At 40.9% G+C, this 12,277-nt stretch carries 7 protein-coding genes and 3 tRNA genes; all 10 read left to right on the forward strand.

From position 1 onward, the window contains the following. Positions 1-45 precede the first annotated feature (45 nt). The 10 genes from ACT3QP_RS01295 to ACT3QP_RS01340 all read left to right on the forward strand — a co-directional run bounded on the left by ACT3QP_RS01295 (position 46) and on the right by ACT3QP_RS01340 (position 12,266). Positions 46-1,509 (forward strand): McrB family protein, encoded by a 1,464-nt coding sequence (locus ACT3QP_RS01295; protein WP_442439987.1) that lies wholly within the window; start codon positions 46-48, stop codon positions 1,507-1,509. A 15-nt stretch (positions 1,510-1,524) separates the two neighbouring features. Next, a complete protein-coding gene (locus tag ACT3QP_RS01300; RefSeq protein WP_442439988.1) occupies positions 1,525-3,009 on the forward strand; it encodes an McrC family protein in 1,485 nt (494 codons plus the stop codon). A gap of 235 nt (positions 3,010-3,244) precedes the next feature. Next, a tRNA-Pro gene (locus ACT3QP_RS01305) sits at positions 3,245-3,321 on the forward strand. A gap of 96 nt (positions 3,322-3,417) precedes the next feature. Then, positions 3,418-3,494, forward strand: a tRNA-Arg gene (locus ACT3QP_RS01310). A 39-nt stretch (positions 3,495-3,533) separates the two neighbouring features. Beyond that, positions 3,534-3,609 (forward strand) — tRNA-His (locus ACT3QP_RS01315). A gap of 299 nt (positions 3,610-3,908) precedes the next feature. Continuing rightward, positions 3,909-4,835 carry an AraC family transcriptional regulator gene (locus ACT3QP_RS01320; RefSeq protein ID WP_442072901.1) on the forward strand — a complete coding sequence of 309 codons (927 nt, stop codon included), beginning with the start codon at positions 3,909-3,911 and terminating at the stop codon, positions 4,833-4,835. Positions 4,836-5,593: 758 nt separating this feature from the next. Next, positions 5,594-6,664, forward strand: coding sequence for a hypothetical protein (locus tag ACT3QP_RS01325; protein ID WP_442439989.1), 1,071 nt, complete (start codon positions 5,594-5,596; stop codon positions 6,662-6,664). A 604-nt stretch (positions 6,665-7,268) separates the two neighbouring features. Then, complete coding sequence (locus ACT3QP_RS01330) at positions 7,269-7,817, forward strand: protein-disulfide reductase DsbD N-terminal domain-containing protein (protein WP_442439990.1); 549 nt, start codon at positions 7,269-7,271, stop codon at positions 7,815-7,817. A 235-nt stretch (positions 7,818-8,052) separates the two neighbouring features. Then, complete coding sequence (locus ACT3QP_RS01335; protein WP_444524166.1) at positions 8,053-10,209, forward strand: cytochrome c biogenesis protein CcdA; 2,157 nt, start codon at positions 8,053-8,055, stop codon at positions 10,207-10,209. A 557-nt stretch (positions 10,210-10,766) separates the two neighbouring features. After that, entirely contained in the window at positions 10,767-12,266 is a 1,500-nt protein-coding gene (locus tag ACT3QP_RS01340) for a phospholipase A (RefSeq protein WP_444524167.1), read from the forward strand. Positions 12,267-12,277: the final 11 nt, after the last annotated feature.

Here is a 12,277-nt window from a genome sequence, read left to right on the forward strand (position 1 = left end):
GCGTTTTTTATTTTTTTAAGTATTTCTCATCTGCTGGATAAAGCTATGCCTGATACATCAATTCATAAGCCGACCAATATTGTTTATACAGGGGTTGCTGGTACAGGTAAAACCTATCGACTGTTACAAATTGCCAAGCAGTATACCGACTATCTGCCTAGAGCGAATGATGAAGATTTGCTGAAACAGTTGTTGCAAGCACTCAGCTGGCGTGATGTTGTCTGTCTGATATTTTTAGACTTACAATCTAACCATCAAGATTTGGTCAAGGTACCTGAAATTGTCAGTCATGAATTTTTTGTCGCAAAAGCCTCGCAAAACGCCCGTGAGAAAAATTTAAGCAATACCGCATGGTCTGTGTTGCAAATGCATACTCCCAGCAGCTCAAACACCGTAAGTTATAAAAATCGAGCGAGCCAAGCTTACTTCGATAAAGATAATAGTGGTGCATGGTATTTGTTACCAGAAAGCATGGCGTTATTAACGGGTTTATCGCAGCAGTTAGAAGAATTTCAGCAGGCAAAGCGTGACAATAACACCAGCCAAAATCAAGCTTTTAGTCAGCAGCGGTTTAGTATGGTAAGTTTTCACCAGGCTTATGGTTATGAAGAATTTGTCGAAGGTATTCGTCCTGTGATGGCAGCCAGCAGTCAATCAAATAACGTCAATAACGGTGCATCTCAGATGAGTTATGCGATTCAAGATGGCGCATTTTTAACGTTATGTCAGCGTGCGGCAAATAATCCTAAACAGCGCTATGCTATGCTGATCGATGAAATAAATCGTGCTAACGTCTCACGAGTCTTTGGTGAGCTACTCAGCTTGATTGAACCAAATAAACGTACGGGTATGGCAAATGCCATGACAGTTAATCTGGCGTATTCGGGACGCGCTTTTAGTGTGCCTGCCAATGTCGATATTTATGCGACCATGAATACCCAAGACCATTCCTTAGCTCCACTAGATATGGCGTTACGTCGTCGTTTTCGCTTTATTGATTGTTCACCGCAGCCTGAAATTTTATCGACTATCAGATTACACACAGACTCAATGACTGCCAGTGAAGCCGAGGTTATCGATTTGGCTAAAATATTAGTAGGGTTGAACAATCGTATTGTTCAGACGTTAGGAGTGGATGCGCAACTGGGTCATGCTTTTTTATGTTCCGTCACTAGCCTTGAACACTTACAAAGTGCATTAGTTGAGCAGATTATTCCACAGTTAGCTCAAGCCACTGGAGGGCAAGTGGCGGCGTTACAGTATATTTTTAAAGATGAACAGCAGCCATTGAGTGCTCAATTTATTCAAGACAGCCAAGCACTGGTAGCAAATGATGAAAACCATCAGATAGATATTAAAAATAATCTAACAGCACAAGGTCAGGTATTCTCAGGGCACAATTCATGGCTTGGACAATCAATGAATACAGGTGGTTATAAGATTAATGATGATCTCGTCACCAAGACAGGTGAGTTTACAAAACCTACTACCTATCAGCGACTATATTGATTGGGTTATTAAAAATTGATAAATAGTAGTGAGTGCAGTCAGAGTAGTACAAGCAAGGGTGTCAATGACATTGGCTCAGTTGACACTAACGTTATTACTGTGTTTGAGCATCAACGGCTAACGACAGCCGATTTTTTACAGATAACGGATTTTCATTGGTTGATGACACAAGAGTTTGCGGTGTTCAGTATCAAACGTAAACAAGGGCAGTGGCAGCTAAAAGTGGGGCACTATATCGGTGTTATTCTTCTGCCTAGTGGCATGATATTGGAAATATTACCCAAGCTAAACCAGTCTACTCAAAACAGTAGTCTCGTACAAACTCGTCAATGGGTACAAGCGATGTTATCAGACTTGATTGATAGCAGTGACCGCATCGCTAATAAACTACCTAGCACAAAGAACTTAGGTCAGGTTAGTAATCAGTATAGCGTACTACCGATAGCCACATTGCCACTATCAGATTGGCTCAGTATGCAGTTTTTGCAACGATTGATACTGCATCAACCAACCAAGCGTTATCAGTCGCAAACCCATAATCAAGCATCGTTACAAGGGCGGTTGCTTATCAGAGAGCAGCTACGCCAAAACAGCATGCATCCGCATAAGTTCATCTGTGAAAGTAGTATTCTGAGTCAAGACATGCAAAGTAATCGGTTGATTAAGAGTGCACTGGTGTTATTAACTCCTCTAGTCAGCACCTCAACGGTGCCTAAATCTTTGCAGGCGTGGCACTCAGTACCTGTACTGAGCCAGTCTGAACTGCAGCGGCTAGACGCTATATACCATGAAGCTCAGCAGCAGTTAGCCGTTCTGCCGCTACAGGTACAAAAACTACAAGCCCTTCAACAATTGGTGAATCTGGCTTATTGGTTATTACAACAATCAAATAGTACTGCGGGTTATATTATTGATCCAGATAAAGCATTTAAACAAAATTTATCGCAACCACGTTTATGCCTGTTGATTGATATGAATCAAGCTTTTGAGCAATGGGCCAGTCAGCGTATCGCCTCAATGTTCAGTCAGATGAGTTCGAACTATAGGCCGCTATATCAAGCACAAAGTATCTGGCTCAGTGATTTAGAAGGACAGGCGTGCTTGTCTATACGTCCTGATTTGCTCATATATAAGCCAGCGATGGATACAGATATTCATCAAGATCGGAATGATACAGCAAAAACCTCTACGGTTAGCGTTTCAGGTAGCTATAGTCATGTCATCGATATCAAGTGGAAAGCTTTATCTCATGCAGCTGATATCAGTGCCAGTGATGCTTATCAATTGACCAGTTATGCACAGGCGTATCAAGCAAGACAGGTTTGGCTAGTCTATCCTGTGCAAGGTGACGATAGGCAAATTATCGCGCTCAGCCAACGGTCGCTTCATGGTCAAGGCGTTGATGTTTATAAGGATTCTACTCAGTTATGGCTCGTTCCTTTTAATGTTCTCACTGGTAAGGTAAATAAGGGCTTGATTCCAGATTGGAACGGAGTATAATCAGCCTTCGATAAGACTTAAATCTTATTGAAAGGGGAAGGCGTTTTATAAGCGCTGTGTCACAATAAGTACTTTTGAAATAATTTAGCTTTTTTTTAAATTAATTCAAAATAGGTGTTGACACAATCATCTTTTCCCCTTAATATGTGCACCTCGATAGCGAGCAGCGTTGACAAGTTAGCGGTATTACCAATAACAAGTTAATAAACAAACCTATCGTGATAATAGAAAACTTCGGAGTGTGGCGCAGTTTGGTAGCGCATCTGGTTTGGGACCAGAGGGTCGTAGGTTCGAATCCTATCACTCCGACCATCTATTTTTAAGAGCCTTACAGGCTTTTTTTTATGTATAATGGTTTAGTTTCTGCTATATTTAAAACTAAATTTGATGTATAAAAGTCCTCTAAGAGCGCCTGTAGCTCAGCTGGATAGAGCATCTCCCTTCTAAGGAGGTGGCCGCAGGTTCGAATCCTGCCAGGCGCACCATTTAGCCTGCAAATCTTACCTTCTCAGGTAATAGTTATGGCGGTTGTAGCTCAGTTGGTAGAGCCCCGGGTTGTGATCTCGGTTGTCGTGGGTTCGAGTCCCATCAGTCGCCCCAATTTTTTTTCTGTAATATTTTTATCCTTCCTTGTTACTTCTAAGTTTTTTCTTCAAAAATATTTTAATATAAATTATGCTATCTGCCTCTTTTGGCATTTTTTTGCGTCTGTCTGATTGTTTTCTGTTGTATCTTATTATAGGTTGTTTTTTAATCAGCCGCACTTCTCTGCGCTTGTTTCTTTATTTGCTTTGATATAGACCAATAGCGATACGTTTTTAAGTCAGGTGTCATGATAAGCTTTTAAAGCCATATAGTGCATGGAATATATTGATCTTATCTTATCGAGGGAGTGATTGATGGACGCATTGAGCGTATTGCTACAAAATGTGCATTTGTTTGAAACCAAATACTATCGGTTAAATGGTGCTGGTAATTGGTCTTATTCAATTACTAGGAAAGATACGATTTTATTTTATTTGGTCATGTCTGGTAGCTTTTGTATTGATGTCGGTAACGGTCTACGACAGGCCCATGCTGGTGATATGATTATGATTCCTAATGCACATAGACATGTTAGCTATGCGTTAAATCATCATGGCGATGCTGCTGAACCATTAGATGACTCATTGCTCAATTGTAAAAAACATACGCTGGATATTGATGGTAATGGTGATCCCAACTCCTCTTTGATATTAATTGAATGTAAGTATGATAAAGAGATGATACGTCCTTTATTATCTGTGTTGCCATCGATTTTACCTGAAATAAACGACGCATCTGATGGTAGGTTTGAAGTGATTGACGTAGAGATTAAGTTACTGACCCTAGAGGCTGAGCGTGATCGCATGGGGAAGATCGCTGTCATCAATCATTGGGCAAGCATTATGATGATTGAGTGTTTGCGTGTGTATATTGAAAGCTTACCTGAGGCGACGGAAAACTGGCTAAAAGCTATGAAAGATCCCTTTTTGACCAAAGCGTTGGTGGCTATGCATGAATCCCCCAATCAAAGTTGGACGATACATAAGCTCGCTGGGGTAGCAGGAATGTCACGATCAAGCTTTGCGCAGCGTTTTAGAGATACGGTTGGCATACCGCCATTGACTTACCTTATGGATTATCGCCTACGTTTAGCTGCCCGTTATTTGCGTTTGCAGCAAAACAGTATTGGCCGTATCAGTGAGTTAGTTGGTTATGCGTCAGATTCTACTTTTAGTCAGGCATTTAAACGTGTGTATGGGGTGTCCCCCAAAGTATATCGTCAACAGTATCAAAAAAAATAATGGTTTAGGGCGTGTCCTCAATTCAATCGATAGCCATCTAAATGGGTTAAAAATGGCTAAATCTTGCCAAACGGCGTCAAATAGCTGACTAATATCTCGATATTATCTGCGCTATTTTCCTTGTTTGACTACAATTTATCTCATTTTTATTACCATTTTTAAAATGAGGACACACCCTAGTTTACGTTAAATATATTTAGCTTTATTAGGGTCGTGCACTCAATCTAAACTACACATGGACCAAAATGGTTAAGTCATTGCCAAGCTGCATCAAGCAGCTTGCTAATATCTTGATATTATCCGTACTACTTATAGTCGATTGACTATAAAAGAAATACAGCGATACTGGGTACATTTTGCGTAGCCTCTGTCTGCGCAGGCACAGCAAGCAAGAAAAATTGTGTGCCAGTCTCGCTTAGTTGAGTTTGTGTCTTTTTTATTTAGGACTGACTATATCTCGTTTTGATTACCATTTTCAAAACGAGGACACGCCCTAAAAGCGTTAAAGGTGCTACTGTGCCTTTAGCGCTTTTTTTTATTTTTAGCAGTGATCTATTGGGTGTCGATAGAGTTTTTTTATCTGACTGTTACTACTGGGGTTTTGACGATGTACGGCTGACAATGCGCTTTTATTCAGTTACTATGGGCTAATGAGTTGTCTGGGTATGAGCGCTTGTTTTGAGCGTAAGATATTTCGCTATATGGTGGTCATATCGCACGGCCTAGATGATGTTAATTTATACTGCTGATGGTATGTTATGACTGAACCGACTGCAAAGCCAAATGCACAAGCCGAGAACCAACAAGGCTCTGTTGCATGCGCCAAAAAACAAGGTAATACAAGCAACATCAAAGGCAAAGGTGAGGACAACCAATGCCTTGCAGATAGTGTGGCTAAGCCTCTTGATAAAGCTGCATTGTTAGCATTGTTTACGTTACCACACTTAGAAGAAGCAGTGGACGAAGCGACGGTAATATCTAACGGCTCAGCGACTGTTTCTTCTGATAGTAATGCTGCCATGCAAAAACCTGCTGATAGTCAGACTAATATCGCGGCACAGCGTGTGGCACTATATCAATCTCAATATGAGCGTACTCGGTTGCTTTACATGGCTTCAGCGGGCACACGTCCTACGTATTTGGTGCAAACACTGAAACCACAGTTCGTAGAACGTCAGCAGTATTTGCTTGCTCAGCAGCTTGATAAACGTGGTTTGATGGATACGGAAGGACTAGAGCGTCTGTGGCAGCAGTTGCATGTTGTCGATGATATCATTGCTGATGTTGTTCGTCACATGCCAGCCCAAAAACCAGCAGGTTGGCAGCTCACTACTCAAGATGGTCGCAACCCATTGTGTTTTGCGACTATTGGTAAGCTAAAACATGCCAAACCTATCCTTGATCAAGGTAGTCTTAATAACTACGTGCTCAGCCACTTTGGTGTGAGTAGCTTTACCTATGACCGTGGTTACTATATTGGTCATGTTGTTGGCTATTTATTCAGTTGTTATTTTTGTGCGCATTTATCTATTAGCTATAGTGTTATGGCACTTGGTCAACAAGTTGTTGCCGATTATGACTATGCCAGTCTCGAAACACCGCATATGGTTAGGCTGTTACAAGGGCTAGATGGTTATTGTAAAAAGCGCATTTATCAACTGGCAGTTATTTGTGCCCGGTTGAGTGTTTTTTCTAGTGATAAGCGAATCGAAAGAATGTTGATTGCAGAGGTAAATGATTTCGATAAAAAACTACAACAACAGAATTTAGACGTTTTGTTGTTGAAAGGCCTGATGCCGGACAGTAGTGATTCTACACCACTCTTTTGAATGGCTGATTTTTAGATATGGCGTGGTGGTATTTCTCATTGATTGATGAGTGTTTATCAAAACTTATCAGAGTAAAGGCTATGGATGGTTATCACCTGGTTGTTTGGTGATAGGGCTTGAATGGTGTCTATTTAATGGTGATTTTCTTATTTACCATCCTTCTCATTTTAAGTCATACAATCTAACTCATGACATACCATAGCTTTCTTAATATTTACTTACTGTTGTATATTGTTGACTGAGTCACATTTTTACTATGGTAAAACCATTCATCAAGCTATAGTGAGAGTCATTGAGTAGTCAGCAATGGACTCTAGTGGCAGTCAGTACCAAATTGAATCAATGATCTATAAATCTATACAAATATCCTTGGGGCATATGACGTTTTAAATGACTCATTGCTCAATACTAACATCAACCAATAAGATAATTATTGGTTGATATTTTTTATTAGTAGGCAAAGAATACCATTCGATATAGTTTTTACGTTATAAGGCTCTGTATGGGTGAGTCATATGCTAGCAACCTTTAGCCTATGTAACGTTTACTGTTCAGATTAAAGATACATACTAGTCCTGAAAAGCAGCAGTTAAGGTAATCATTTATGTCAATCCAAACGTCAACATCAACATCGGCAACAATATCAAAACATGCTGCCAAAAAAATCTATGTGCTTGCATTTACTGTTATGAGTATGTCGTCCATGATATCTGTGAGTGCGCAGGCAGCAGGGTTAGGTGAGCTATTTAGTAATAACACGGCGAAAAAATCGAAATTTTTACCAGTTGAGCAAGCTTTTCAAGTGAGTAGTAGTACTAAGGCAATGTCTAAAGGTACACGCTTATCTATTGCTGTTGATATCACGCCAGGGCATTACGTCTATAAAAATAAGCTTACTATGAGCTTTCCTAAAGGGGTGAGTGCAACGCCTTTTACTTTTAGTCAGTCACCTGTTTCAATTGATGATCCGACCTTTGGTAAGGTGCCAGTATTTACGCAAAAAAATATGGTCGCCACTACTATGCTGACAACAAACAATGGTAAAGGTGCTAAAAATGTACCGGTTGTGATTGGGTGGCAAGGTTGTGCTAAAGCAGGGCTGTGCTATCCACCAGAAAAGATAAAAACCACTGTTAATATTGCGGTTCAGTAGTTAGTGGATCGATTCATACATCAGTGTCTGTTTGATATTCAAATATGGTGTTCTAAAAAGCTGGTGCTAACATCACTCCAAACGTTGTGGCAAGCCTAGCTACAGTCAAGGTCTCGAGATTATCATTGGCTTGCACCTAGTTTGGTAAAGTTTTAGCGATCAGCAACCCTAATGTTTGAAGGTTCATCAGACCCTAGTCATAAATAGAATATTGGTAATAAATAGGTAGCCACCCATGTCGATTAAGGCAACAGAAAAACCCTCATCACTAACGCTAAATCGTCCTACTAAAAAATCTTATCTACTGGCATTGACAATTGCTAGCAGCTCATTGTTCACAGGATTTCTACCTACTAGTCTAGTAGCGACGGGGTTGACAACTGTATCTATGACCACGCAAGCGGCTGGATTGGGTGACTTGTTTGGTAATAAAAAAAGTAGCGATCCGTCAAAGTTTTTGCCAGTAGATGAGGCCTTTCAGGTTATTACGGATACTAACGCTACTGATAATGGTACACGCTTAGCCATTAATTTTGATATCACGCCTGGGCATTATGTTTATCAAAACCAAATCAAGCTGACGTTGCCGACTGGCGTGACAGCGGCACCTTTTACTTTTAGTCAGACGCCTGTATTAATTGATGATCCAACCTTTGGTCAAGTGCCAGTATTTGATCAGATAAATATGGTTGCGACGACCACGTTGACGAGTAACAACAGCAATAGTATAGATAATGCTGCGGTGGTCATTGGTTGGCAAGGCTGTGCGAAAGCAGGACTCTGCTATCCACCTGAAAAAATTAATACTACGATCAATATCGCAGCGACATCACAGCAATCAGCAGCAGGTGCTACTAGTGACTCTGCTACAGTCCAAAACTCTTCAGCTGATGGTTCTGAGACAAATAACAATGCTATGACTGATGAAAATCAGCAAGCGACGGGTACAGATGTTTTTGAAGCAGGGCAAGCAGATGATGAGATTGTTGATTATGCATTGCTAGGTGAAGATGATTCAGAAGACTTACTTACCACCAATACTATCTCTGGTGCGGATACAGATGGAGAAGCAGTAGGGAGCACCGCGCCAAACAGTAGTATTGCTGCTGATAGCGTGATCGATAGCGATCCTTTTGGTTTAGGCTCTCATCCTTGGATAGCGTTAGTTTTATTGTTTTTAGCAGGACTTGGTTTAGCGTTGACGCCTTGTGTATTACCGATGCTACCTATCGTTGCTAACATCGTGGCTCGTGAACAGAACCCAACAGTGAAACGTGGGGTGATTTTAACCACCAGTTATGCCATTGGTGTAGCGACTGCTTATGGTATTTTGGGTGCTGTTATTGCTGTGTTTGGCGAATCATTAGGTATTATTGGTTGGTTACAAAACCCCATTATTCTGATTAGCTTTGCGATTATTTTTGTTTTACTGGCGCTTTATATGCTTGGGTTATTTAGTATTCACTTACCACGAGCCCTTAGTAGTAAGATGCAAGGCTTGAGTCAAGCGGGCGATAGTAAACTTGGTAGTACAAGCGGTAGTTTAATCGCTGGCTTCTTATCTGCGTTGGTTGTGTCACCGTGTGTCTCTGCGCCACTATTTGGGGCATTGCTTGCGGTGTCTACGATTGGCAGTCCATTGCTTGGCTTTGCTGCTTTATTTATGCTTGGTTTTGGTTTGTCAGCGCCGCTTATTCTAATTGGTGCGACTCAAGGCAAAATAATGCCAAAAGCTGGCGATTGGATGAATTGGGTCAAGCAAGGTTTTGCTTTATTGCTCTTTGCTGTGGCGCTATTATTAATTGAGCGTGTCTTTATATCACCAATAATGCTAATGGTTTGGGCATTATGGTTTATGGTTGTTGCTACATGGGCGTGGGGTTGGTTAGGTAAAGGTCGAATGCTGACGCAAGCGTTCGGCTTGCTCGCGGGTATTTGGGCGGCTTGTTTGGTTGTCGGTGCAGCATTAGGCAACGATGACAGTTTACATCCGCTCGCCTCATTGAGTGCAGCGCCGATGATGCAGGCGACCTCTGGTCAGACAACGGCTAATGATGCAACTGATCAGACGGTCACTACCTTGGCTGAGTTAGATGCTATTATCGCGGCCAACCCAAAAATTATTGTCGATGTCACTGCTGAATGGTGCATAGAGTGCCGTATTATGGATAAAAATTTGTTTCATAATCGTCCAACACAAATGCAAGATTGGCAGTTGGTCAAACTTGATATCAATGAGACGACTGCTGACTCGAAAGCTATCTTAGCGCGTTATCAATTATTTGGCCCACCGGCATTGCTTTATTACCAGGATGGTCAATTGACCAATCAACAAGTGGGTGAAATCGGTCGTTCAGAGTTTGAGCAGACATTGACGATGCTGAACAACTGATACTTAATTTTTGATAATGCGAGTAAATCTATTATCTAGGGCATGTCCTCAATTCAAACGAGTGTCCTCTAAATGGGCTAAAAATAGCTAAATTTTGCCAAACAGCGTCAAATAGTTGGTCTATATCTTGATGTTACCTGCACTATTTTCCTCATTTGACGGCGATTTATCTTATTTTTATCACCATTTTTAAAATGAGGACACACCCTAGGCTTAAAAATCTAAAAAAGCCAACGTACTATGGTGACAGTACGTTGGCTTTTTTATTATCTCAAGATATATCTATTATTTTAGTATTAAGCTTTTGGTTTAAAATGGTTTATTTACAGTGATATTTGTATTGTGCAGCGATAACGCTAGTATAGTGCTTATATTTTCATTACAATAAAGCAACAATGCTAAAAAAACATTACCAATGGTAATTGCTGACTTTTATGTTCGAATGTCATTGGTTTTAGTTTGCTTCTTATTTTATTTTAGCAATGATGCTAATGATCAAGTTTATTACTTTATATACTTGCTGACGCTATGAATTATCAGTGAGCTAAAGGATGTTTATGTTTTCCCATATTATTGCACAGCGACCGTCTAAGTCTTTTATTAAAGCGAGAAAAAATATCTTCCTTCAAACAAAAAAACATCATTTAACCATGGCTGTTGGCATAGCATTGACCTGCTTTACGGCACAAGTACAGGCTGCTAATGAAGAGCAGGCTTACAGTGAGTTACCATCAGTACCAGAGACCGCATTGGAATCGGTAGAATATCAAGATTATGAGATACCACAAGATGTTGGCGGGCAGTCGGTAGATGTTGATAAAGCGGATCAGACTCGCAAAGTAGTCAGTAAAGAGTTTGTTGCTGCGCAGGCGAAGTTGTTTTTTGAGTGTAGCCAAGTACAGAATAGTGCTGCACGTTTGGCTTGTTTTGACAAAGTTGCTGAGCAAGGTAAGACGCCAAGTTACACAACAACTAAACAGCCGCTAGATCTAGCAAAAACCTTTAAAAGCACGATCTCAGGTAATCCACAAGTAGTGTTGGCCGAGTCTGAGAGCGCTATGAGTGGGACAACGGTTGAAGATGCCGAGACAGTTCTAGTGAGTAACCAGCGATATGCGTCAAGTAAGTTAGATGCAAACAGTAGCGTAGATGTAAGCAGCAGCCTAGAGGCAAACGGCGAAGCTCAAAGTGAGGCACAGATTTTAGAAAATGTCGGAGTCACTCAAACAGATATTGAAAAATACTCGCCACTTAGTCTTGCTTACGATTTAGATCAAAATAGTGAGCGTGGTACATGGACCATTAGACCACATAATCCCAACTACCTTTTGCCCGTGTTTTATACCGTTGATCCTAACTTGAGTCCAAGCACACCATCACAAGATACAGAAGTTTTCACCCCTAATGATAGACGTGAAACCGAGTTGAAATTTCAGCTATCTTTAAAAACCAAAGTAGCTGAAGATTTGTTCGATAGTAATGCTGATTTATGGTTTGGTTATACGCAAGAATCACATTGGCAGGTCTATAACGAAGACAACTCAAGACCATTCCGTGCGACGGATTATCAGCCTGAAATATTCTTGACGCAACCTGTGGCTGCTAACTTACCATTTGGTGGACGCTTACGCATGTTAGGTGCAGGCGCAGTGCATCAGTCAAATGGACAGGATGATCCGTTGTCACGCTCATGGAATCGTATTTACTTAATGGCTGGTGCTGAATGGGGCAATTTTTCGATTATACCCCGCTTATGGGCTCGAGTAGATGATGATAGCGGTCAAGATGACAACCCTGACATCGAAGACTATATGGGTTATGGTGATCTCAAGTTCTTATATGATATGCCAAAACAACAGAGTATCAGCGGTACATTGCGTTATAACCCAGATAGTAATAAAGGCGCTGCACAAATTGACTACGTCTATCCACTAAGCAAAAACGTCAATGGTTATGTACAGTTGTTCCACGGCTATGGCGAATCTCTTATCGATTACAATGATGAGGCTACCGCTATTGGTATTGGAATCATACTTAATGATTGGAAAGGATTCTGATAGCAGTATGA

The sequence above is a fragment of the Psychrobacter sp. AOP7-B1-24 genome, from assembly GCF_052376215.1.
In the GTDB taxonomy this organism is placed as follows: domain Bacteria; phylum Pseudomonadota; class Gammaproteobacteria; order Pseudomonadales; family Moraxellaceae; genus Psychrobacter.

Coding starts and splice junctions, on each gene's coding strand:
- ACT3QP_RS01335 (WP_444524166.1), top strand. CDS start 8,053: ATGTCGATTAAGGCAACAGAAAAACCCTCATCACTAACGCTAAATCGT.
- ACT3QP_RS01295 (WP_442439987.1), top strand. CDS start 46: ATGCCTGATACATCAATTCATAAGCCGACCAATATTGTTTATACAGGG.
- ACT3QP_RS01340 (WP_444524167.1), top strand. CDS start 10,767: ATGTTTTCCCATATTATTGCACAGCGACCGTCTAAGTCTTTTATTAAA.
- ACT3QP_RS01325 (WP_442439989.1), top strand. CDS start 5,594: ATGACTGAACCGACTGCAAAGCCAAATGCACAAGCCGAGAACCAACAA.
- ACT3QP_RS01330 (WP_442439990.1), top strand. CDS start 7,269: ATGTCAATCCAAACGTCAACATCAACATCGGCAACAATATCAAAACAT.
- ACT3QP_RS01320 (WP_442072901.1), top strand. CDS start 3,909: ATGGACGCATTGAGCGTATTGCTACAAAATGTGCATTTGTTTGAAACC.